The 23,988-nt window shown below is 63.6% G+C and carries 20 protein-coding genes; 14 read left to right on the top strand and 6 right to left on the bottom strand.

The genetic code is table 11. The features are described from left to right. Window positions 1–24: 24 nt before the first annotated feature. Complete coding sequence (locus L0U82_RS08615; RefSeq protein ID WP_442793604.1) at window positions 25–1,623, bottom strand: mannose-1-phosphate guanylyltransferase/mannose-6-phosphate isomerase; 1,599 nt, start codon at window positions 1,621–1,623, stop codon at window positions 25–27. A gap of 613 nt (window positions 1,624–2,236) precedes the next feature. On the opposite strand from L0U82_RS08615, the gene L0U82_RS08620 reads away from it, so the two are divergent. From L0U82_RS08620 to L0U82_RS08665, 10 genes are all read left to right on the top strand, one after another. Further along, window positions 2,237–3,634, top strand: a complete 1,398-nt coding sequence (locus L0U82_RS08620; protein ID WP_233830001.1) for an undecaprenyl-phosphate glucose phosphotransferase — start codon at window positions 2,237–2,239, stop codon at window positions 3,632–3,634. Window positions 3,635–3,732: 98 nt separating this feature from the next. Then, window positions 3,733–5,199, top strand: a complete 1,467-nt coding sequence (locus L0U82_RS08625) for a UDP-glucose dehydrogenase family protein (protein WP_233830002.1) — start codon at window positions 3,733–3,735, stop codon at window positions 5,197–5,199. Between the two features lie 112 nt (window positions 5,200–5,311). Then, window positions 5,312–5,767, top strand: coding sequence for an arsenate reductase/protein-tyrosine-phosphatase family protein (locus L0U82_RS08630; RefSeq protein ID WP_233830004.1), 456 nt, complete (start codon window positions 5,312–5,314; stop codon window positions 5,765–5,767). Beyond that, window positions 5,767–6,972, top strand: coding sequence for a polysaccharide biosynthesis/export family protein (locus tag L0U82_RS08635; RefSeq protein ID WP_233830006.1), 1,206 nt, complete (start codon window positions 5,767–5,769; stop codon window positions 6,970–6,972). Before L0U82_RS08630 ends, L0U82_RS08635 begins: the two co-directional genes overlap by 1 nt. Window positions 6,973–7,048: 76 nt before the next feature. Continuing rightward, a complete protein-coding gene (locus tag L0U82_RS08640) occupies window positions 7,049–9,274 on the top strand; it encodes a polysaccharide biosynthesis tyrosine autokinase (protein ID WP_233830009.1) in 2,226 nt (741 codons plus the stop codon). A gap of 53 nt (window positions 9,275–9,327) precedes the next feature. Beyond that, window positions 9,328–10,251, top strand: coding sequence for a glycosyltransferase family 2 protein (locus L0U82_RS08645; RefSeq protein WP_233830012.1), 924 nt, complete (start codon window positions 9,328–9,330; stop codon window positions 10,249–10,251). Window positions 10,252–10,265: 14 nt separating this feature from the next. Further along, window positions 10,266–11,543, top strand: a complete 1,278-nt coding sequence (locus L0U82_RS08650) for a glycosyltransferase family 4 protein (RefSeq protein ID WP_233830014.1) — start codon at window positions 10,266–10,268, stop codon at window positions 11,541–11,543. 3 nt (window positions 11,544–11,546) lie between these two features. After that, a complete protein-coding gene (locus tag L0U82_RS08655) occupies window positions 11,547–13,058 on the top strand; it encodes a glucose-6-phosphate isomerase (protein WP_233830016.1) in 1,512 nt (503 codons plus the stop codon). Then, a complete protein-coding gene (locus L0U82_RS08660) occupies window positions 13,055–14,284 on the top strand; it encodes a glycosyltransferase family 4 protein (RefSeq protein ID WP_233830018.1) in 1,230 nt (409 codons plus the stop codon). Before L0U82_RS08655 ends, L0U82_RS08660 begins: the two co-directional genes overlap by 4 nt. A gap of 123 nt (window positions 14,285–14,407) precedes the next feature. After that, on the top strand, window positions 14,408–15,574 hold the full coding sequence (locus L0U82_RS08665) for a glycosyltransferase family 4 protein (protein ID WP_233830019.1): 1,167 nt from the start codon (window positions 14,408–14,410) through the stop codon (window positions 15,572–15,574). Between the two features lie 47 nt (window positions 15,575–15,621). Here the strand turns inward: L0U82_RS08665 and arsN2 are convergent, their stop codons facing one another. The 5 genes from arsN2 to L0U82_RS08690 form a co-directional block, all read right to left on the bottom strand. Then, the gene (gene arsN2 / locus L0U82_RS08670; protein ID WP_233830025.1) at window positions 15,622–16,074 is read right to left on the bottom strand and encodes an arsenic resistance N-acetyltransferase ArsN2; all 453 of its coding nucleotides are present in this window, start codon (window positions 16,072–16,074) and stop codon (window positions 15,622–15,624) included. After that, complete coding sequence (arsH, locus tag L0U82_RS08675; protein WP_233830028.1) at window positions 16,071–16,853, bottom strand: arsenical resistance protein ArsH; 783 nt, start codon at window positions 16,851–16,853, stop codon at window positions 16,071–16,073. Before arsH ends, arsN2 begins: the two co-directional genes overlap by 4 nt. Before the next feature lie 2 nt (window positions 16,854–16,855). Beyond that, on the bottom strand, window positions 16,856–17,971 hold the full coding sequence (gene arsB / locus L0U82_RS08680; RefSeq protein ID WP_233830030.1) for an ACR3 family arsenite efflux transporter: 1,116 nt from the start codon (window positions 17,969–17,971) through the stop codon (window positions 16,856–16,858). Then, window positions 17,958–18,479: an arsenate reductase ArsC gene (locus L0U82_RS08685; RefSeq protein WP_233830032.1), complete on the bottom strand. Its 522-nt coding sequence runs from the start codon at window positions 18,477–18,479 to the stop codon at window positions 17,958–17,960. The genes arsB and L0U82_RS08685 overlap by 14 nt, the downstream gene beginning before the upstream one ends. A 115-nt stretch (window positions 18,480–18,594) precedes the next feature. After that, complete coding sequence (locus L0U82_RS08690; RefSeq protein WP_233830042.1) at window positions 18,595–18,927, bottom strand: ArsR/SmtB family transcription factor; 333 nt, start codon at window positions 18,925–18,927, stop codon at window positions 18,595–18,597. A 322-nt stretch (window positions 18,928–19,249) separates the two neighbouring features. On the opposite strand from L0U82_RS08690, the gene L0U82_RS08695 reads away from it, so the two are divergent. From L0U82_RS08695 to L0U82_RS08710, 4 genes are read left to right on the top strand one after another with little or no spacing between them, the layout of a single operon-like run. Continuing rightward, window positions 19,250–21,676 (top strand): ATP-binding protein, encoded by a 2,427-nt coding sequence (locus L0U82_RS08695; RefSeq protein WP_233830049.1) that lies wholly within the window; start codon window positions 19,250–19,252, stop codon window positions 21,674–21,676. A gap of 20 nt (window positions 21,677–21,696) precedes the next feature. Beyond that, window positions 21,697–22,431 (top strand): methyl-accepting chemotaxis protein, encoded by a 735-nt coding sequence (locus L0U82_RS08700; protein ID WP_233830051.1) that lies wholly within the window; start codon window positions 21,697–21,699, stop codon window positions 22,429–22,431. Continuing rightward, window positions 22,428–22,970, top strand: coding sequence for a hypothetical protein (locus L0U82_RS08705; protein WP_233830052.1), 543 nt, complete (start codon window positions 22,428–22,430; stop codon window positions 22,968–22,970). Before L0U82_RS08700 ends, L0U82_RS08705 begins: the two co-directional genes overlap by 4 nt. A 28-nt stretch (window positions 22,971–22,998) precedes the next feature. After that, on the top strand, window positions 22,999–23,979 hold the full coding sequence (locus L0U82_RS08710; protein WP_233830053.1) for a chemotaxis protein CheX: 981 nt from the start codon (window positions 22,999–23,001) through the stop codon (window positions 23,977–23,979). The last annotated feature ends 9 nt before the right edge of the window (window positions 23,980–23,988 follow it).

Consider the following 23,988-nt stretch of genomic DNA (forward strand, 5'->3'; position numbering starts at 1 on the left):
AGCACCAGACCTTTTCACTGCCGTTCAATTCCGCCCATACGTATCGTCGAAACGCACGATATCGTCTTCGCCAAGATATGAACCCGACTGCACCTCGATCATTTCGAGCGGCATCTTGCCCGGGTTCTCCAGGCGATGGGTGACGCCGAGCGGAATATAAGCCGATTCGTTTTCCGACACGATGAAGCGCTCCTCGCCGCGCGTGACGAGCGCGGTGCCGCGCACGACGATCCAGTGCTCGGCGCGATGATGATGCATCTGCAACGATAGCCGCGCGCCCGGCTTCACGACGATGCGCTTGACCTGAAAGCGCTCGCCGGTATCGACCGAATCGTAGTTGCCCCACGGACGATGCACCTTGCGATGACTATCCGCTTCGAGTTCGCCATCCTCGCGAAGCCGGTTGACGATCTTCTTCACATCCTGCACGCACGATTTATCGGCGACGAGAATCGCATCCGCGGTTTCGACGACGACGAGATCGCGCGTGCCGACGCAGGCGATCAACCGTCCTTCGGAGTGCGCGAACGTCGAGGCCGCGCCTTCGAACATCACGCGCCCGCGCGCGACATTGGCGTCGGCGTCCTTGTCGCAGATGTCCCAGATCGCGTCCCATGAGCCGACATCGGACCAGCCCGCTTTCAGCGGTACGACCACGCCCGCGGCCACGCGCGGGTCGTGGCCGAGTTGCTCCATCACCGCATAGTCGATCGAATTCGACGGCGAGGCGCTGAACGCATCGCGTTGCAGGCGGAAGAAGTCGCCGTCCGCGGTGCCGCCTGCATAGGCCTCCACGCACGCTGCGTAAATCGCGGGCTGCAACTGACGGATCGCGTTGAGCCACGTCGACGCGCGCATGATGAAAATGCCGCTATTCCACCAATATTCGCGTGATTCGACATAGTGCTGCGCGAGTTCCAGATGCGGCTTTTCGACGAAGCGATCGAGCCGGTGCGCGACGAGCGGCGCACACGCTTCGTTATCCGTGGCATCGGCATCACTAGCGACATCACTAACGATATCCGTCGGCAACTGCTCGAGCGGAGCGCCGATGCGGATGTAGCCATAGCCGGTTTCGGCGCGCGTCGGCACGATACCCATCGTGACGATATGGCCGGCCGCCGCGTGCCGTACGCCGGCGGCCACCGCCGTGTGAAAGCCTGCGGTGTCGGTGACCGCGTGATCGGCGGGCATCACGACCATGATGCCGTCTTCGTCCTGCGCGGCGACGGATAACGCCGCGACCGTCAACGCGGGTGCGGTGTCGCGCCGCGCCGGTTCGAGAATCAGCCGGCTCGCCTTGGCGCTCGTGCGCAACTGTTCGGCGGTCGTAAAGCGCTGTTCTTCGTTGGCCACCACCACGAACTGTTCAGAGAGCGGATAAGCGGCTTCGAGTCCATCGAGACGGCGGGTCGTCGATTGCAGCAGCGATTCTTCGCCGAGCAGACCGATCAGCTGCTTCGGATGCTGCTCGCGCGACATCGGCCACAGCCGCGTACCGGAACCGCCCGCGAGAATCACGGGATGAACCTTCAGCTTCACGCGCGTGGGTGTTGAAGTCATGGAGGATGAAGCGGGTGTGGGCCGGATGCCGGCAGGCGTGACCGGGGCCGCAGCTGTCATGATGAACTCCTCGAGGCTGGATGAATGCGTCGAGTTTTATCACGAAGCTACAAAGCAATAAAAGCGCGTTAAATACTTCTGTCGATAATGACGCCAATAAAATTTATTCGATTGGCGGAAAAATGTCCGTCAGATTTAATCAAAAATAAAAATTACAGGAAAAAAATTAACGGCGATTTTTTTGCTCCAGATTCTGGGTCAGAATGGTCCTGACAGGCGGCGTGCAGCCCTGCAGAAGGGCACGCCACGAGCATGAGATCGGCTGTGAAAAAGAGGGGCCACATACCCCGTGAAGCTTATTTTTTGCCTACATTCCGGCAATAATTGCCGAAATAAAAGGCACAAAAATGCCGGAATTTTGACCGATACAATTTGAGATTTTTTGCAGTCTTGTCGTGCGAATTTTAATACCGCTTTATAGATACCTGTACCGGGGTATTCACTCATTTCGATTCGGATTTTCCAATCCAGCCATTCGGGTGGCATTCAGTTGATCGGCGCAGCGGCAATGAAATGCGCGAGCACCCGTGCACAACCAGTTTCAATCAACCGACGGATCGCACATGACTGACGAACTAGGCGGCGAACTAAGCGGCGAACCAGGGGGCGGCGCATGCTGAGCGTTCTGGCGAGGCTCATCGACATCGCGATGGTCGCGCTCGGCGCCGTGCTCGCGGCGGCCGTGTATAGCGGGCGCGTGGTGTGGCTCGACGACATGCAAAGCGTGTCGCTCGCGTTCGGCTGCCTGCTGGTGGTGGTGTTTTTCCCGGCGCTCGGCATCTATCAGTCGTGGCGCGGCAAGCCGCTCTACGATCTGCTGTCGCGCGTGATGGGCGGCTGGCTGATGGTCGAAGTGACCGGCGTGCTGATCAGCTTCAGCGTGCACCGCTCGGACAGCCTGTCGCGTTTGTGGCTCGTGTACTGGGCCGGAGCGACGATCGTGCTGCTGGTCGTCACGAAGGTCATCGTCTATTCGATCCTGCGCGGGCTGCGGCGCGAGGGCTTCAATCAGCGCGCGGTTGCGATCGTCGGCGGCGCGCCGTATGGGCGCTTCCTGATCGGGCAGATGCGCGGCCGCCCGGAGGCGGGTTTCACGCCGGTCGTCGTGTTCGATGAGAGCGGCACGATCAATCCGTACGAAGACCCCGACAGTGCCGATGCGATCGAAGGCGTGCCGGTCGAGCGCGACTACCGGCGTCTCATTGAACTGGTGCGGCAGCGCGCGATTCGCGAGCTGTGGCTCGCGCTGCCGATTTCGAAAGAGAAGGCGATCCATCGCTTCGTCAGCGATCTGCGCAACGACTTCGTGAATATCCGCTTCATCCCGGACGTCGGCAGCCTGACGCTGTTCAATCAGCCGATGGTCGAACTGCTCGGCGTGCCCGCGATCAATCTCGCCGCGTCGCCGATCACCGATCTGCGCGTGCTGCCCAAGCGTGTATTCGATCGTCTGTTCGCGTTCGGTGCGCTCGCCGCGCTCGCGCCGCTGATGCTGGTGATCGCGGTAATGGTCAAACTCAGTTCGCCGGGGCCGGTGTTTTTCCGCCAGAAGAGAAAGGGCATCGACGGCCGCGAGTTCGAGATCTTCAAGTTCCGCTCGATGAGGGTGCACAAGGAAGAGGTCGGCAAGATCACCCAGGCGACCCGGCGCGATCCGCGCATCACCGCGGTGGGCGCGTTCCTGCGCCGCACGAGCCTCGACGAGCTGCCGCAATTCATCAACGTGCTGCGCGGCGAGATGTCGGTAGTCGGGCCGCGCCCGCATGCGCTCGAACACGACGACATCTACAAGGAGCTGGTGAAGGGCTATATGCACCGCTACCGGATCAAGCCGGGCATCACCGGCTGGGCGCAAATCAATGGCTATCGCGGCGAAACCGACCGCATCGAAAAGATGATGGGCCGGGTGAAGCTCGATCTGTACTACATGCAGCACTGGACCTTCTGGCTCGACATCAAGATCGTCGTGCTGACGCTGTGGAAGGGTTTCGCGGGCAGCAACGCGTACTGAGTTAACTCCGCTGCGTGCCCGCGAAACGCCTACTGAATACCTTACGAATCCAGCGCATCGGCGCGCCTGAATCAACTTCTTTTTCCGAGGTGCAATACATGAACCTGACGATCATCGGTAGCGGCTACGTGGGCCTCGTGACGGGCGCCTGTCTGGCCGACATCGGCCACGACGTGTTCTGTCTCGACGTCGACCAGCGCAAGATCGACGTGCTCAACGGCGGCGGCGTGCCGATCCATGAGCCGGGTCTGCAGGAGATCATCGCGCGCAATCGCCGCGCCGGGCGTCTGACCTTTTCCACCGATATCGAAGCGGCGGTCGCGCATGGCGATATCCAGTTTGTCGCGGTCGGCACACCAGCAGACGAGGACGGCTCCGCCGATCTGCAATACGTGCTGGCCGCCGCGCGCAACATCGGCCGTTATATGAACGGCTTCAAGGTGATCGTCGATAAATCGACGGTGCCGGTCGGCACCGCATCGCGCGTGCGCGAAGTGGTCGCGGCTGAACTCGCGGCGCGCGGTGTCGCGCATATGTTCTCAGTGGTATCGAACCCGGAATTTCTGAAAGAAGGCGCGGCCGTCGACGACTTCACGCGGCCCGATCGCATCGTGCTCGGTTGCGACGAGGACGTGCCCGGCGAAAAGGCCCGCGAGCTGATGAAACGCCTGTATGCGCCGTTCAACCGCAATCGCGAGCGCACGCTGTACATGGACGTGCGCTCGGCCGAATTCACCAAGTACGCGGCCAACGCGATGCTCGCGACACGCATCTCCTACATGAACGAACTCGCGAATCTCGCCGATCGCGTCGGCGCCGATATCGAAGCAGTGCGACGCGGCATCGGCTCCGATCCGCGCATCGGCTACGACTTTCTGTACGCGGGCTGCGGCTATGGCGGCTCGTGTTTTCCGAAGGACGTGCAGGCGCTGATCCGCACCGCGGCCGATCATCGCGCGAATCTGCGGATTCTCGAAGCGGTGGAGGCGGTCAACGACGCGCAGAAGCAGATCCTCGCGCGCAAGATCGTCGCGCGTCTCGGCGAGGATCTGTCGGATCGCACGTTCGGCGTGTGGGGCCTCGCGTTCAAGCCGAATACCGACGATATGCGCGCGGCGCCGAGCCGCGAGCTGATCGCCGAGCTGCTGCGCCGCGGCGCACGCGTGAAGGCGTACGACCCGGTCGCGATCGACGAAGCGAAGCGCGTGTTCGCGCTCGATCTGCGCGACGTCCCGCAGCAGCATGCGCGGCTCGAATTCGTCGATGAAGAGATGCAAGCCGCGAGCGGTGCGGATGCGCTGGTGATCCTCACCGAATGGAAGGTCTTCAAGAGCCCGGACTTCGATTCGCTGAAGCGGATCCTGAAGACGCCGCTGATTTTCGACGGCCGCAATCTGTACGAGCCGGACGTGCTGCTCGAACTCGGGCTCGAATATCACGCGATCGGCCGGCGTCATGCATTGCGCCACGCGCCGGTGAAGGTCGGCCTGAGCAGCCTCGGCGCGGCCGAAGCAGGCGAGGCCGCCAATGCAATCACAGTGGCCGCCGAGCCGTCGGGCCGCTAAACGACAACGAGCGCGCGTGAGCGCCGGCCAGTGCCGCCACGGTCGCAATGACCGCGGCGGCCACAGCGACCACCGCATCCACGCTGAAACATGCCCCTCGCAGGAGCCCGCCATGTTCGACAACGTTCTGATCGTTTGCCATGCCAATGTGTGCCGTTCGCCCGCCGCCGAGATGCTGTTCAAGGCGCGCAATACGCGCGCGCCACGTAACAGCGCGGCGCCGATTGCGTTTCATTCGGCGGGCATCCGCGCGGTGAACGGCCATCAGATGGACCCGGTCATGCGGCGTCTGCTCGAAGAGCGCGGTGTCGCCGCCGGTATCCACCACTCGCGGCGCCTCAACCGATCGCTGGTGCGCGCGGCCGATCTCGTTCTGGTGACCGAGCGCGCGCAGGTCGGTGCAGTCGAAGCGCTCGATCCGGCCGCGCGCGGCAAGGTCTATCCGCTCGGCAAATGGGAAGCCGATTCGGATGTCGCCGATCCGCACGGTGGCGCGGAATACGCGTACCGGGAAAGTCTCGGTCTGATCGAACATCTGGTCATCGGATGGCTGAAGAAAATATGCTGATGAAACAACCCACTGCAAACTCATTCACGAACATCCGTGCGAGGCTTGCCGCCTCGCTTTTGCTGACGTCTTTTCTGTCGGCCTGCGCTACCGCACCGGGCAATTTTCTCGACACGTCGCGTCTGAACGACCACGATCAGGCGCCCACCGAAACCTATCCGGTCCATCTGATCGACGCGAATCTGATCATGACCCAGGCGCAGGCCACCGCCGCAAAAGTGCAGGCGCAGGCGCTGCCGCCGTCGACGCTCGCCGACCCGTCGCTGTACGTGTACCACCTCGCGCCGCAGGACATTCTCGGCATCACCGTGTGGGATCACCCGGAACTGACGACGCCGCAAGGCAGCACGTTGTCGTCCGGCGGCAATACCACGCAGACGGTCGCGGGCGCGTTGCAGCAGCCGTACACGGCCGCGCTGCCGGGTCAGGCCGATCCGTACGGTCAGACCATCGCCGCGGACGGCACGATCTTTTTCCCGTTCGTCGGCCGCATCCAGGCCGCGGGCAAGACCACGACCGAACTGCGCGATCAGCTCGCGCGCGGTCTGGTGCGCTATATCCGCAATCCGCAGGTCGACGTGCGCGTGCTGTCGTATCGCGGCCAGAAGGTGCAGGTAACCGGCGACGTGAAGCAGCCGGGTCCGCTCGCGGTTAGCGACGTGCCGCTCACATTGGTCGATGCGCTGACGCGCTCGGGCGGCACGACCGACAGCGCCGATATCCAGCGTGTGCGACTGACGCGTAACAAGCGTCTGTATGTGCTCGACGCAAACCGGATGCTCGATCGCGGCGACACCACCCAGGACGTGATGCTGCAAAACGGCGACGTGATCAACGTGCCGGACCGCAGCGATAGCCGCGTGTTCGTGATGGGCGAAGTGAAGACGCCGCTGCAGATGCCGATGATCAAGGGCGAACTGACGATCGCCGATGCGCTGACTCAGGCGGGCGGCATCCTCGACACCGACGCGAACCCGCGCCAGATCTTCGTGATGCGCGGCATGCGCGAGCATCCGACCACGCCGGAAGTGTTTCGTCTCGACATGACGCAGCCCGATTCGATCTTGCTGTCCTCGCAGTTCCAGTTGCAGCCGATGGACGTCGTGTATATCGGCACCGCCGCGTCGACCACGTTCAACCGTGTGTTGCAGCAGGTGCTGCCAACCATTCAGACGCTGTTCTATCTGAAGCAGTTGACGCGCTGAACATAGAAGTACCTGCCGAAACACGCGCCGACGCATCCGCCGACGCGCGTGCCGGAGCACATGACACGGGAAGCGAATGGTGAGCACACAAATTTCTCCACACATCACAGGTCCGCTGAAGACCGAAGAAGAGGACATCGTCCTCGGCCAGCTGGTGCAGGTGATCCTCGACGACATCTGGTGGCTGCTTGCAATCACCGCGATCATCGTCACGCTGGCGGTCGCGTACTGCTATCTGGCGAAGCCGATCTATTCGGCCGACGCGCACGTGCGCGTCGAGCAGTCCGACAACACGTCGCAGGCGCTCACGCAAACGCAGACCGGCGCGACGATCACCAGCGGCTCGACTTCGCTGCCGACCGACGCCGAGATCGAAATCATCAAGAGCCGTGGCGTGGTTGGCCCGGTCGTGCAACAGCTGAAGCTCAATTTCAGCGTCACGCCGAAGACGATTCCGCTGCTCGGCAATATCGCCGCGCGTGTCGCGACGCCGGGGCATCCGGCGCGTCCGTGGCTCGGCCTGACTTCCTATGCGTGGGGCGGCGAGAGCGTCGACGTCGATTCAATCGACGTGACGCCCGCGCTCGAAGGCCAGAAGCTCACGCTGCGCGTGATCGACGACCAGCATTACGAACTGTTCGCGCCGAACGGCTCGCTGCTGCTGCGCGGCCAGGTCGGCGAGCCTGCCCAGGGCGGCGGCGTGACGATGCGCGTCAATACGCTGGTCGCGCGCCCCGGCCAGGAGTTCATCGTCGTGCGCGCGAACGATCTCGATGCGATCAGCTCGTTCCAGTCGGCGATCACCGTGCAGGAGCAGGGTAAGCAGACCGGCGTGATCCAGATCTCGCTCGAAGACAAGAGCCCCGAACATGCGGCGCTCGTCGCCAACGCGCTCGCGCAGTCGTATCTGCGCGAGCATGTCGCGAGCAAGCAGGCCGACGCGAGCAGGATGCTCGACTTCCTGACGAGCGAGGAGCCGCGTCTGAAGTCCGATCTCGAACGCGCGGAAGCCGCGTTGACTGCGTATCAGCGTCAATCCGGCTCGATCAACGCAAGCGACGAGGCGAAGGTCTACCTCGAAGGCAGCGTGCAGTACGAGCAGCAGATCGCCGGCTTGCGTCTGCAGATGGCGCAGCTCACCGAGCGTTATGGCGACGACCATCCGCTGCTGGTTGCCGCGCGTCAGCAGATGGCCGAATTGCAGGCGCAACGCGCGAAATACGCGGACCGTTTCCGCGATTTGCCGGCGACCGAAGTGAAGGCCGTGCAGTTGCAGCGCGACGCGAAGGTCGCTGAAGACATCTACGTGCTGCTGCTCAATCGCGTGCAGGAACTGTCGGTGCAGAAGGCCGGCACCGGCGGCAACGTGCATATCGTCGATGCCGCGCTGCGCCCCGGCGTGCCGGTCAAGCCGAAGAAGATGCTGATCATCTCGGCGGCGGTGATTCTCGGCCTGATTGCCGGCACCGGCTTCGTGTTTCTGCGCCGCAATCTGTTCAAGGGCATCGACGATCCGGATCACGTCGAGCGCGCGTTCCATCTGCCGGTGTTCGGCATCGTGCCGCTGAGCACCGAGCAGGCCCAGCTCGAAAGCAGCTTCGTGCGCGGCGGCGAACGGCTGCGTCCGGTGCTCGCGAACGCGCGGCCGAAGGACGTGACGATCGAAAGTCTGCGCAGCCTGCGCACCGCGATGCAGTTCACGGTGATGGACGCGCGCAATGGCATCGTGATGCTGACCGGCCCGATGCCCGGCGTCGGCAAGAGCTTCCTCAGCGTGAATCTGGCGATGCTGCTCGCGCATTCGGGCAAGCGCGTGCTGCTGATCGACGGCGATATGCGGCGCGGCACGCTCGAACGCTATCTCGGCGGCGAGCAGGAGAACGGTCTGTCCGAATTGCTGAGCGGTCAGATTTCGCTGGAGGAGGCGATTCGCGGATCGAGTATCGAAGGCCTGAGCTTTATCTCGTGCGGGCACCGTCCGCCGAATCCGTCCGAGCTGCTGATGTCGCCGCGCCTGCCGCAATACCTCGACGGTCTCGCGAAACGCTACGACGTGGTGCTGATCGACACGCCGCCGGTGCTGGCGGTGACCGATGCGTCGATCATCGGCGCGTACGCGGGCTCGACGTTCTTCGTGATGCGCTCGGGCATGCACAACGAGATCGAGATCACCGATGCGCTGAAGCGTCTGCGCGCGGCCGGCGTCCATGTGCAGGGCGGCATCTTCAACGGCATGCCGGCGCGCTCGCGCGGCAGCTACGGCCGCGGTTACGCGGCGGTTCACGAGTATCTGAGCACGTGAGCGACATGGCCATGCCAGCCGGTCCACGCACGAGACGAACAGAGGACATCACGATGAAAGTCACCGTACTGGTTCCGACCTATCGCCGCCCGGCCGATCTCGCGCGCTGCCTCGCCGCGCTCGCGCGGCAGACGCGCGCGCCCGATCAGGTGGTGGTGGTCGCGCGCGTCGACGACGACGCGACGCATGCGTGCCTGCGCGAGCCGGGGATGGCTGGCAACCTGCCGCTCGTAATCGCGCCGGTCGATGTGCCCGGCCAGGTCGCGGCGCTCAATCGCGGGCTCGATGCGGCGAGCGGCGACGTGATCGCGATCACCGACGACGACGCCGCGCCGCGCGTCGACTGGGTCGAGCGGATCGCCGCCGCGTTTGAGGCTGATGCGCGCCTCGGTGCGCTCGGCGGGCGCGACTGGGTCCACGAAAAGGGCCGCGTGCTCGATGGCGCACGGCCGCTGGTCGGCAAGGTGACCGCGCACGGCAAGATCATCGGCAACCATCATCTCGGCGTGGGTGCCGCGCGCGAAGTCGACATCCTGAAGGGCGCCAACATGAGCTATCGGCGCGATGCGGTGCGCGCGATCCGCTTCGATGCGCGTTTGCGCGGCGCGGGCGCGCAGGTGCACAACGACATGGCGTTCAGCCTCGCGGTCAGGAATGCGGGCTGGAAGCTCGTGTACGACCCGCTGGTTGCCGTCGATCATTTCCCGGCCGAGCGCTTCGACGAAGACAAACGCGACGCGCAGACGATGGCCGCGCTGCGCAATGCCGCGTACAACTTCCATCTGATCCTGCGCGACCAGTTGCCGCCGCTGCGTCGCGAAACCGCGTGGTGGTGGTGGACGCTGGTCGGCACACGGCTTTATCCGGGGCTCACGCATGCGGCGCTTGCATTGCTGTCGAACAACGCGGGGCTGCAACTGACGCGCTGGCGCGCGGTGCGCGACGGTGCCCATGAAGCGCGTCGCGCGTTGTCGTAAAGCGGAGGGCGCATATGAGTACCAAGGTTCACGTTCATCTGTTTTACGGCGCCGATCCGCGCTTTTATCGTCAGGGCGACGATATCGGTTGCCTGTACGGTTATCACCATGCCGAGTCCGGTGCGTTCGCGCTGACCTATTCGCAGGACGCGCGCGAAAGCCGGCCGATGCGGCTCGCGCGCCGTGCGCTGAAGGCCGCGCTCGGCTTCGATCTGATTCATACGTGGCGCAATCGCGCGGCGATGCTGCACTCGGATGTGATCTGGACGCACACCGAGCAGGAGTGGTTGTCCGCCGCGCTGATGCTGCTGCTGTGCGGGCGCAACGCGGGGCCGGGCGAGGCGCCGCTGCTGCTCGCGCAAAGCGTGTGGCTGCTCGATAAATGGCCGTCGTACGGCATCTTGCGCAGCTGGCTGTATCGCAAGCTGATTACGCGCGCGGACCGCCTGACCACGCTCGCGAGCGAAAACGCCGCGCTGTGTCAGCGTTATTTCGATCGCGATGCGACGCCGCTGCTGTACGGTCTGAACACGCGCGACTTTCCGGTCAAGGCGCCGGTTCAGTGGACACCGCACACGCCGCTGCGTATCGCGGCGATCGGCAACGATCGCGACCGCGATTGGGAGACGCTGATCAAGGCATTCGGCAACGATCCGCGCTATACGGTGAAGCTCGCGACACGACGGCGGATTCCCGCGTCGCTGCGCGCGGCCAATGTCGAAATCGCGCTGTTTTCAGGCATCAAGAAGCAGCATGAGCTGTATGACTGGGCCGACGTGATCGTCGTGCCGCTGCGGCCGAACTCGCACGCGTCGGGTATCACCGTGATGCTCGAAGCGGCGGCGGTCGGCAAGCCGATGGTCGCGACGAACGTCGGTGCGTTGCAGGATTATTTCCCCGCCGACGAAGCCGCCTACGTGCCGCCGTTCTGTCCGGATGCGCTGCGTGACGCGGTCGATCGACTCGCCGCGGATCCGGCGCGGGCGCTGCGTCAGGCGCAGGCGGCCGCGGCCGGACTGCTCGCGCGCGATCTGACCACGCGGCACTATGCGATGCAGCACGTGAAGATCACCGAGGAGATGTTGCGTGCGCGGGCGCAGGGGCAGGCACGGGGGCAGGCGAACCTGCAAGCCCAGCCGCAGGCTCAGGCGCGCACGGCTGCGCAGAAACAGCCGCAGGTGCAGCAGCACGCGCAACGCAACCTGAAGCCGCATGTCCCCGCGCCGGCCGCCGCGCAACCGCGGGCCCAGGCGCCTCGCACGCCCACGCGCGAATCACGCGGGGGGCTGTAAGCGATGTCGACGATTCCGCACGCCGGCGCACCGGGACCGCACGGGCGAGGCAACGGTGCCACGCAAAGCACCGCGAAAAACACCTCAGGCGGCCTGCTGTCCGGCAGCCCGCAGGAATGGCTGCCGCCGCTGCTGCTGTGGCTGATCACCGCGGTGCTGATCATCGCGCATCAGGGCACGGTGCTCACGCTCGCGTTCCCAGTGCTCGCAATCCTGACGGGACTGTGGCTCTACTTCAAAAGCCCGGCGCGTTATATCGGCTTCATGTGGTGGCTGTGGTTTCTGAGCCCCGAAGTGCGGCGTCTCGCCGACTGGTCTAAAGGCGCGTTCACGCCGACCAGTCTGATTCAGGTCGCGCCGCTCGCGGTCACGATGGTGAGCGGCCTTTCGCTGCTGCGCTACTACCGGCTGCTTGGGCAACGGCGCGGTTTGCCGGTGCTGCTGATCCTGCTCGGGCTCGTCTACGCGTTCCTGATCGGCGTGGTGTCGAGCGGACCGCTCGCGGCCACTTACGACCTCGCCAACTGGCTCTATCCGATCCTGATCGGCTTTCACATCATGGCGCACACGCGCCAGTATCCGCAGTACCGCGACACGATCGTCAACACGTTTATCTGGGGCATGCTGGTGATGGGCGGCTACGGCCTGATCCAGTTTTTCATCATGCCGCAGTGGGACGCGCTATGGATGCTCGGCTCGCAGATGAATTCTCAAGGCGACCCGGTGCCGATGGGCGTGCGCGTATTCAGCACGATGAATTCGTCGGGCCCGTTCGCGTTCGCGATGATGGGCGCGATGGTGTTCGTGATGGCGGCCACGCACCGGGTGCGCTGGATCGCCGCGGCGCTCGGCTTTTTCTCGTTCGCGCTGAGCCTCGTACGCTCGACGTGGGGCGGCTGGGTGATCGCGCTGCTGATCCAACTGGTCAAGTCGAACAACAAGGTACGCGTGCGCATCGTCGCGAGCGCGCTGGTACTGGCCGGCATGTGCGTGCCGTTGCTCGCGGTCGGGCCGGTTGCCGAACGGATGCAGGCGCGTCTCACCACGCTCGTCAATCTGAACGACGACCAGAGCTACGCGGCGCGCAACGAGTTCTACGCGACCTTCGCGAAGACCGCGTTTACCGATGTGGCCGGCGAAGGCATGGGCGCGACCGGCACGTCGACGAAGCTGTCGAACGACGGCGGCCAGCTCGGCCAGTACGGCAACTTCGACAGCGGCGTGATGAACATTCCGTTCGTGCTCGGCTGGCCGGGCACGCTGCTCTATATGTCCGGCATCGTGTGGCTGCTGATGCGCGCGTTGCTCGCGTCGTTCCGGCTACGCGACGACAAGTTCGTATCGGCGTGCCTGAGCCTGTGTCTGGCGACCTTCGCGATGCTCGTATTCACGAACTCGCTGGTCGGCACCGGCGGCCTGCTGCTTTTCACCGGCGCTTTTTCGATCCTGTCCGCGGTCCACTACGAAAAGATGAACCGTAGACACACGCTATTTTTCCACGGAGGCACTGCTTGAGAGTCGCCATTGTCACCCACGTCGTGCGTCATAACGACGGCCAGGGGCGCGTCAACCATGAGATCGCGCGCGCGGCGCTCGAAGCGGGCATCGGCGTGACGCTGGTCGCATCACACGTCGCGCCCGAGTTGCTCGCGCATCCGAACGTGCGTTGGGCAGCGGTGAAAATCGGCCGCTGGTGGCCGACCAATCTGTTGCGCCAGCAGGTGTTCGCGTTCAAGAGCGCGCGCTGGCTGCGCGCGCATCGCCACGAATACGACGTGCTGCACGTGAACGGCTTCATCACGTGGATGCGGGCCGACGTCAACACGTCGCACTTCGTGCATAGCGGCTGGCTCGGCAGCAAGTACTACCCGTTCGGTCTGACGAAGGGCGTGTGGTCCGCCTACCAGTCGATCTATACGCGCTGCAATGCAGTGCTCGAACGATGGGCCTACCGGCGCTCGAAGGTGATTACCGCGGTGTCGCAAAAGGTCGCCGACGAAATCCACGCGATCGGCCTGACACCGGACAATCGCGTCGACGTGATCTACAACGGTGTCGATACGCAGGGCTTCGCAGCGGCGAGCGGCGATCGCGCGCGCTTCGATCTGCCGGCCGAAGCGTTCCTGCTGCTGTTCGTCGGCGATCTGCGCACGCCGCGCAAGAATCTCGGCACCGTGCTCGCCGCGTTGAAGCATCTGCCCGAACACGTGCAGATCGCGGTGGCGGGTTATCTGCCGGGCAGCCCGTACCCGGAGCAGGCGAAAGCACTCGGCATCGCGCATCGCGTGCATTTTCTCGGCCTCGTGAAGGACATGCCGGTGTTGATGCATGCAGTCGACGCGTTCGTGTTTCCGTCGCGTTACGAGGCGATGAGCCTGTCGCTGCTCGAAGCGATGGCCGCCGGCTTGCCGGTCGTGACCGCGCGCACCGCGGGCGGTGCGGAAATCATCACGCCCGATTGCGGCATCGTGCTCGACGATCCGGACGATCCACAGGCGTTAGCCGGTGCGGTCGCGCGGCTCGCGGGCGACGATACCGCGCGCCGCGCGATGGGCGACGCCGCGAGCCGGCTCGCGACCGGCTTCGGCTGGGCCCGTATGGCCGCGCAGTACATCGCGCTGTACCGGCAACTGGCCGGGCAGCAGGAAAACCGCCGGCGCAGCGATGCGAACGCATCGGCGGCCGCGCAGAACGATGCGCTGACGCTGAATCATCTGGCGGGGCAGAAGCGGGTGAAATAAGCGCGCGGCGATCACACGGCGATCACACGGCAACCGCACTTTTCCGCCAGCCGTTCCATACACAATGCAGGCAATACAGGCACTACACGCCGAACACATAGCAACGTACAGGGATAAACCATCATGACGACACGCTCAATCAAATCGCTGCAGATCGGGATGCACTGGTTTCCCGAACGCGCGGGCGGCCTCGACCGCATGTACTACTCGCTGGTCGGCGCGCTGCCGGGCGCGGGCGTCGCGGTGCGCGGCGTGGTCGCAGGTTCGCCGAAGGTCGCCACCGATACCGGTGGCGCGATCAACGGCTTCGGCCCGGCCGCGCAATCGCTGCCGCTACGCCTGATGGCCGCGCGGCGCGCGCTGCGCGACGAAATCCGCCGCTCGCGGCCCGACGTGATCTCGTCGCACTTCGCGCTCTATACGTTTCCGGGGCTCGACGTGACGCGCGGCATTCCGCAGGTGTCGCATTTTCAGGGGCCGTGGGCCGACGAGAGTCATGTCGAAGGCGCCGACTCGCTCGGCCAGCGCGCGAAGCATTATCTCGAACAGTCGGTGTATGCGCGCTCGTCTCGGCTGATCGTGTTATCCGACGCATTCGGCAAGATTCTGACGTCGCGCTATCGCATTTCGCCGGAGCGCGTGCGGGTGGTGCCGGGTTGCGTCGATGTCGAACAGTTCAATCTGCCGCTCAGCCAGGCCGATGCGCGCTTGCGGCTGCAACTGCCGCAGGACCGGCCGATCGTGCTCGCGGTACGGCGCCTCGTGCGCCGCATGGGCCTCGAAGATCTGATCGACGCGGTCAAGCTGGTCAAGCGCAAAGCGCCTGACGTGCTGCTGCTGATCGCGGGCAAGGGGCGGCTCGAGCAAGAATTGCAGGCACGTATCGACGACGCGGGTTTGCAGCACAACGTGAAGCTGCTCGGTTTCGTGCCCGATCAGCATCTGGCGGCGCTGTATCGCGCGGCTAATCTGAGCGTGGTGCCGACGGTCGCGCTGGAGGGCTTCGGGCTGATCACGGTCGAATCGCTTGCGTCGGGCACGCCGGTGCTGGTGACGCCGGTCGGTGGTTTGCCCGAAGCGGTGGCAGGGCTGTCACCCGATCTGGTGCTGCCGGCCACCGGCGCGCAGGCGATTGCGGCGGGGCTGGCCGGCGCGCTGAACGGCACGCTGAAGCTGCCCGATGCGGATGCCTGCCGACGCTACGCGCGCGAGCACTTCGATAACGCGGTGATCGCGAAGCGGGTCGCGGCGGTGTACGCGGAAGCGATTGCGGGGGATGCGCGACATTGACGCGGCGCGCCTGCGATTCTTTCTTCGTCCCGCATCGATCCGGTTCGTCACGATAGGCGCTTCATCATGCACACAGCGGTGGCCGGGCATAACCGCGTGAACTGTTCGGTTGCGCGTACGTCATCCGGCACGATGTTTCGGTTCACCGTGCGATAGCCTTGACGCTCGAAAAAATGCTGGGCGTCCGTTGTGAGCAGCCATAGGTTGGCGTGCGCGTCTGCTCTCGCCCGAGCTTCGATTGCAGCCAGCAGCGCGTTGCCGATGCCCGCTCTCCGCGCATGCGGCGCGACCGCCAACGATCTCAGCAGCGCGTCGTTTTTCAACGCCTGCAGGCCGATACTTCCGCTGATCGCGCCATCACGGTCGACGGCGACGAGAAACGCATGAAGCAGCGTGAGCGTAACGTCTGCCGTTGGCAATTCGCATGTTGCGAGCAGCGCTGTAATTCGATCGAGATCGTTACCGTCGGCGCGGCGGATCGTGAAGGTCGCCTGGTTCATTCTGTTTCGCTGTCGTCGCTATCGTTGGTCTCGTCACGAGAGTCGTTTTCGTGCCGCATCGCCGTGCCGGCGAGTGTACTCGCCTGCGCGGGCGCCGCTTCCTTGCGCTCGCTATAGCGATTCGTCAGATAGTCCGAACGATCCCGCACCAGCAGCGTGAACTTGAACAGCTCTTCCATCACGTCCACCACGCGATCGTAGTAGGCCGAGGGTTTCATCCGGCCATCGGCGTCGAACTCCTGATAAGCCTTCGCCACCGACGACTGATTCGGAATGGTCACCATCCGCATCCAGCGCCCGAGCACGCGTAGCGAATTCACCGCGTTGAACGACTGCGAGCCGCCGCACACCTGCATGACCGCCAGCGTGCGTCCCTGGGTCGGCCGGATACCCGCGCTTTCGAGCGGCAACCAGTCGATCTGGTTCTTGAATACCGCGGTCAGATTGCCGTGACGCTCCGGGCTGCACCACACCTGTCCCTCGGACCACTCCGACAGCTTGCGCAACTCGACGACCTTCGGATGATCGGCCGGGACACTGTCCGTGATAGGTAGCCCGTGCGGATCGAATACACGTGTGTCCGCGCCGAAGCGGCGCAGGATACGTTCGGCTTCGAGCGTCAGCAGCCGGCTATACGAGGTTGTGCGCAGCGAGCCGTACAACAGCAGGATACGCGGCGGATGTGTCGAGATTTGCGCGGGCGTCAGCCTGGCCGGATCGGGCGTGTCGAAATGGGCGAGGCTGACATTGGGCAGATCGTTCGACGGATTAGCGGCCATGGTCAATTTCTCCGCATGCCGGGTGCGCCTGCGCGCTGGCCCGCTTCGTACCACGCCCGTGAACGGTTGACGAGACCGACGACCAGCAGCATCACCGGCACTTCAATCAGTACGCCGACCACCGTCGCAAGCGCTGCTCCCGACTGAAACCCGAACAGGCTGATAGCGGTGGCGACCGCGAGTTCGAAGAAGTTGCTCGCGCCGATCAGACTCGATGGTCCCGCCACGCAATGCGCGACGCCAAGCCGCCGATTGAGCAGGTACGCGAGCCCCGAGTTCACCAGCACCTGAATCAGGATCGGCACCGCGAGCATCGCGATCACCAGCGGCTGAGCGACGATCGCCTCGCCCTGAAACGCGAACAGCAACACCAGCGTCGCGAGCAATGCGCTGATCGACCACGGAGCAAGCCGCGCGACGACGCGCTGTAAATGCGCTTCCCCACGCGCGCGCAGCCGGCGACGCAGCCATTGCGCGAACACGACGGGAATCACGATATACAGACCAACCGACGTAATCAGCGTGGCCCACGGCACCGTTATCGCGGACAGGCCAAGCAGCAATGCGACCAGCGGCGCGAACGCGACGATCATGATCGAATCGTTCAGCGCCACCTGTGACAACGTGAAATACGGATCGCCATCGCACAGTTGCGACCACACGAAGACCATTGCGGTGCAGGGCGCGGCCGCCAGCAGGATCAGTCCCGCGACGTAGCTGTCGAGTTGTCCGGCGGGCAACCACGGCGCGAACACATGACGGATGAAAATCCAGCCCAGCGCGGCCATCGAGAACGGTTTGACGAACCAGTTGATCACGAGCGTCACGCCGATGCCGCGCCATTGGCTTCCCACCTGTTTCATCGCCGAGAAATCGATCTTGACGAGCATCGGGACGATCATCACCCAGATCAGCACGCCGACGGGCAGATTGACGTGCGCGAGTTCCATGCGGCCGAGCGTTTGAAACAGGCGCGGCAGCATCTGGCCCAACACGATGCCGGCGACGATGCACAGCGCGACCCATATCGTCAGGTAGCGTTCGAAGAAGCCGATGGCCGGGCGCGCGCGCATGCGAACGTCGGCGCGAGTTTCGGCATGAGTTTCAACGTTGCTCATGACTATCCTCTGGCGGACGCTCTCCAATGGCGCGCATCTCGCGCTGGACGGCGTTGTGATCGAGTTCATGCAGCGGCAGCGCGATGAACTGGCTGACGCGGTTCCTGATCTGTCGATAAACCCTGTTGAAGACTTTGCGCTTGTCGGCATCCGTGCCGTGGAAGGCCGCCGGATCTTCGAATCCCCAATGTGCGGTGATCGGCGTGCCGGGCCAGATCGGGCACACCTCGCCGGCGGCCTGATCGCATACGGTGATCACGAAGTCCATCTGCGGCGCGTCGGGCGTGGCGAATTCGTCCCAGCTCTTGCTGCGCATGCGCGTGGTGTCGTAGCCCAGTGCACTGCACTGTTCGATCGCAAACGGATTCACCGTTCCGGATGGATGACTGCCCGCGCTACAGGCGCGAAATTTTCCATTGCCCAGCACGTTGAAGAGCGCTTCAGCCATGATGCTGCGCGCGCTGTTGCCGGTGCAGAGAATCAGTATCGAATACGGTTTGTCGTTCACAGGCGGCCTTCAATGTTTTCAACTGGTGGACAGCATGCCGCCGCGCTCACGCGCAGGTTGTGCGCGAGGTCTTTAGCGGCGACGTGGATATACATACGCATGACGTACGCGTGCTTCACGCTTCGTTCGCGCAGCAGTTCGGTAGATCGCTGGCCGGGCATGGCGCGCCGGCGCAGCAGTTTTCAGTGAGAAAGCCGATCAGCGACGTCATCGCGTCGAAGTTGGCGGTATAGATAACGAAGCGCCCGTTCTGTCGCGGACTCACCAGTTCAGCGTGCGTCAGGTCTTTCAGATGAAACGACAGGCCCGAAGGCGAAACGCCCAGGCGTTGCGAAATTTCTCCGGCAGCCATGCCATTGGGGCCGGCCACAACGAGCTGGCGAAAGATCGCGAGGCGGGATTCGTGAGCGAGCGCGCCGAGCGCGCGTACGGCATTGATCGTGTCCATGCGCGCACTTTAACCGCTGCAATTTTATATTTCAAGACATCTTGAAATGAAGATGTTCTCTGCTATGCGGCGCTTGCCGTCGAAAGACGCGGCCATTAATAACGGCATTTATTTTGCATACTTAAGCCCGTATTGGCCCTTAGATATGATTTTTCGGCTTTATTTCGTCAAGCCTTGAAATGTAGGCTTTTTGCAGTGATTTCGTCACGTCGATGTCATAAATCCGCGACGATAATCCCCGCGCCCGAACGCTAAAAACCTATACGGGCGGCCCGCAAAAAAGCGGGCGACCTTGCCGTTTCAGATATCGGGGAATCTCCAGATGACCATCCGTCACCGCATTACGCTTCTCGTCATTCTGATGCTCGTAGCGCTTTCCGCCATTGGTGGATACGCTGTACTTCAGACCCGCAACAGCGCCGTCAACGTGAGACAGGTTACCCAGGGCGTCGTGCCGAGCGCGCTCGCGTCGGCCGACCTCGTGTCGCAAGTGAAGGACGTCCAACTCGCGATGATGACGCTCGTGTACGCGCCCGACGCGAACATGGTGTCGCAAGCTCAGGATCAGTTGAAGAGCAAGGAAGCGACACTGAGCGCCGCACTCGACGTGCAGGCAAAAGCCGCGAAAGGCCAGGCGCAAACCGGTCTCGTGACCCAGGCGAGAGAGAGCCTCGCGAATTATTTCGGCGCGGTCAACGATACCGCGAAGATGAAGGCCGACGGCAAGAACGAACTGGCGCAGGCCTATCTGTTCGCGAACGTCGCCGAGTATCGCGACGAACTCGAAGGCATCGTCGAGACGCTGCGTATCGAGAAAAACCGCCAGAAAGACGAAGCGATCGACACGCTGAACAGCGCGCTGAACACCACGACGACCGCGATCGCCGGCGCGACCGGCGCGGCCATCGTTCTGCTGGTGCTGATCAGCGCGCTGCTGTATCGCCAGATCACCCGGCCGCTGAGCCGCATGCAGGTGGAGATGAGCGAGATCGCGTCGAGCCAGGACTTCACGCGCCGCGTGCCGGTCGGCCGCATGGACGAGATCGGTCATTCGATCGTCGCGTTCAACGGCATGATCGAAAAGATCCAGCAAAGCTCGCTGCAACTGAAGCAGAAGACCGCCGACATCCAGGCGATGCTGCAGAACATGCAGCAGGGCATTCTGACGGTGGTCGAAGGCGTGGTCGTGCATCCGGAGTATTCCGCGTACCTCGAAGCGATCTTCGAGACGAACGATATCGCCGGCCGTCCGCTGCTCGATCTGGTGTTCGGCGGCGCCGATATCAGCAGCGATGCGCTCGCACAGATCGAAGCCGCGCTCGACGCCTGTATCGGCGAAGACAGCATGAACTTCGAGTTCAACCAGCATCTGCTGGTCAACGAAATCATGAAGCCGATGGCCGATGGCCGCGTGAAGACGCTCGATCTGAGCTGGTCGGCCATTACCGATGAAAACGACGTCGTGCTGCGCCTGATGCTGTGCGTGCGCGACGTGACGGAACTGCGCGCGCTCGCCGCCGAAGCCGGCGAGCAGAAACGCCGCCTCGAAATGATCGGCGAAATCCTCGCGGTGAGTCAGGAGAAGTTCCATCACTTCGTCGAAAGCGCGACGGGCTTCATCAGCGAGAACGAACGCATCATTCGCCAGCATCACGAGCCGAGCCACGAGGCGGTGGCCGAACTGTTCCGCAACATGCACACCGTCAAGGGCAATGCGCGCACCTACAGCCTGCAGCATCTGACCGGCATCGTGCACGAGACCGAACAGCGTTACGACGCGATGCGCCGAGAGGGCAGCAGCGAGACGTGGGACCAGCAGCTTCTGATCGAAGATCTGCAGCGCGTGAAGGCGGCGCTCGAAACCTACGCGACGATCAACGAAGTCAGCCTCGGCCGCAAGGGTCCGGGCCAGCGCGGCAGCGTCGATCGCTATCTGATGGTCGATCGCGAACTGATCGACAAGCAGCTGGAAATGCTCGAAAGCGCGGATCCGGCCGACCGCGAAGCACTTGCGTCGATGCGCGAATCGCTGCAGCGCGAACTGCGCCTGCTCGGCACCGAATCGATTTACGAATCGCTGGCAGGTGTGATCGAATCGCTGCCGTCGCTGGCTGTCGAACTGGGCAAGGAAGCACCGTCGGTGCGCATCGACAACAACGGCTACCGCGTGCGCAATCAGGCCGGCAGCACGCTTCGCAATGTGTTCACGCACCTGCTGCGCAATTCGGTCGACCATGGCATCGAGCCCGCCGCCGAACGTATCGCGAACGGCAAGCCGGCGGCCGGTGTGATCGATCTGGAAGTCGGCGTCGACAATCACGCGCTGCAGATCACGATCAGCGACGACGGCCGCGGCCTCGCGCTCGCGAAGATTCGCGCGGCCGCGATCGAACGCGGCTGGATCGACGCGCAGGCGGTGATGAGCGACGAGGCGATTGCGGAGCTGATCTTCCGCTCGGGCTTCTCGACCGCGCAGACCGTCAGCGAGATTTCCGGCCGCGGCGTCGGCATGGATGCGGTGCGCGACTTCGTGCTGCGCGAGCATGGCAGCATCGAATTGCGCTTCACCGACGATCGGCGCGGCGCCGACTATCGACGCTTCCAGACGGTCGTGTCGTTCCCCGAGGACTGGGCGGTCGACAGTCTCGACGCGGCTAACGATGCCGACGATACGCAACCGCAGGCACAGCAGCAACCGCAGCAGCAACCGCAAGACAAGGCACGCGACGCGGATGCGGTAGCAGGCTGAGCGAAACGATGGAGCAGGTCGTGTTGGAAAGTTATCTTCTGGCCGCGTGTGTTGGCGGCATCGTGGCGGCGCTTGCAACCGCGTGGTTTTATCGCAGGAAGCTCGGCGCCGTCGCCAACGCTCACGACGGCGACGTGCGTGCGCGGCAGGCACTCGAAAAGGAGCTGGATGCGGCGCACGAACTGGTCGCGCAGACCAACGACGAGCGCGCGGCGCTGGAGTCGCAGCTCGCCGATCTGCACGCGCAGTCCGGTCAGCACGCGCATGACCGCGACGCGTTGCAGAGCTCGCTCGACGAAGCCAAAGCGCACCACGCCGAATGGCTGCAGCATGCGACGCAAATCGCTGAAGAAGCGGCGCGCCTGAGAACGTTGTCGATTACGTTCGAGCGCTGGCACGAGCAGATGATCTCGCTGATGTCGCAGAACCGCGACATGCACAAGAAGAACCAGGAGCTGTCGGCGATCGTGCAGCACGTGCTGATCGTGTCGCTGAATGCGTCGATCGAAGCGGCGCGCGCCGGCAGCGCGGGGCGCGGCTTCTCGATCGTCGCGAGCGAAGTGCGCTCGCTGGCGTCGCGCTCGCAGGATCTGTCGAAGAGCTATCGCGAGAGTCTGCATCGTAACGATCTGACGACCGCCGCGACGTTCCAGGACATCCAGGCAGGCGGCAAGATGATCACGGCGACGCTCGGCGGCGTCGAGGTGCTCGCCACGCGGTTTCAATCTCGCCTCGAAGAGCAGGCTGCCGCGTGATTACCGATCAGGCCAGGCACAGCATCGAGGACATCTTCTTCCACGCTGCCCGCGCGCGGCTGCCGGCCACGGCGGGCGACACGTGCGAGATCACCGCGGTGCCGATGTGGAATGCGGATCGTCCGGCCGCGCCGCATGCGATGGTGCTGACGATCTCGTCGATCGCGTTCCGTTTGCTGTTCGTGCTGCACTTCGACGACAAGGACGACGCGACGCGCGCGTACTACGTCGGCGGCGACGCGGCCCGCTCGCTGCCGGAAACGCTGATGGAATTCGCCAACCTGTGCTGCGGCTACATGAACCAGCAACTGGTGAACTACTTTCCCGATCTCGGCATGTCGACGCCGTATGAACTGAACAGCGCCTGCGTCGGCTATCTGGATGAACTGCACCCGGCTCACGTGTGGGCGTACGACCTGCTGATCGGCGGGACGGCGAAGCTCGGCGTCACGTTATGTCTGTGCGCGCAGACACCGCTCGATTTCAGGGCCGAACTCGCGACGGCCGACGATAGCGAAGGCGAACTCGAACTGTTCTAGGAACTCTTCCCGTAGGCAGAACCACACGATGAATACCAGCAAGCCCGTCAGCAAACTGCTCGTGCTCGACGACAGTCCGGAGCGCACGGAAGCACTGAAGCCCTTTTTCGATGAGCACAACCTGATCGCGCTGAAAGTGCGCGACAGCGGTCGACTGACCACGGTGCTGCGCACCAATATCGATCTCGGCGGCGTGCTGCTCGCGGACGATTACGGCGGCTCGATCGAGCAGGCCGCGTTGGTCGCTGCGCGCATCAATGCATTGCGCCCCGAGCTGCCGATCATTCTGCGCTCGAGCGGCCACGTCGCGACAGAAGCGCTGGCGCATGCATTGAAGGGCATGGTGTGCGCGAGTTTCGATGGATCGGACCTGAGCACGTTGCGCACGGCGGTGGACCAGTACATCTTCAGCCTCGATTTTCCGAACGAGCTGGTGCGCGGTATCGCGGAGATCACCGAAGCGCGGCTCGGCGCGCTGTTCGACGGCGTGACGGTGCGGCGCGAGCCGCCCAGCGTGGTGCGCGATCGCATCATCTTCGGCGAGGTGTTCAGCCTGATTCCGCTCGAAGGCAGCTGGTGCCGCGGCTACATGCTGATGCAGGCGCACGAGGAGCCGCTGCTGTCGATGATCGAACGCAAGCGCGTGGCGAGCGAGATCAGCAGCCACGACGCGCACGCGGGCTTTCGCGATCTGAACAGCCTGCTCGGCGAGCTGACCAACCTGATCTGGGGCGCCTTCAAGGACCGCTTCCTCGCGCAGCAAGGCACGCGCGTCGCGAATCAGGTGCAGGTGCCGCTACTGGTCAATCACAAGCACCGCTATATCTCGTTCGGCTCGGACAATCCGCAGCTGCGCTTTCAGTATGTGCTGAACGACGTGGCGAGCGGACAGTCGGTCGCGTTCGACCAGCGCTTCGTGTTCAGCCTGAACTGGTCGCCCGAGGACTTCTCTGAAAACACGGTGGATATCGACGATCTGGTCGAATCCGGTGAACTCGATCTGTTTTGATTTTGATTC

It is taken from the genome of Paraburkholderia sp. ZP32-5 (assembly GCF_021390495.1).
GTDB lineage: Bacteria > Pseudomonadota > Gammaproteobacteria > Burkholderiales > Burkholderiaceae > Paraburkholderia.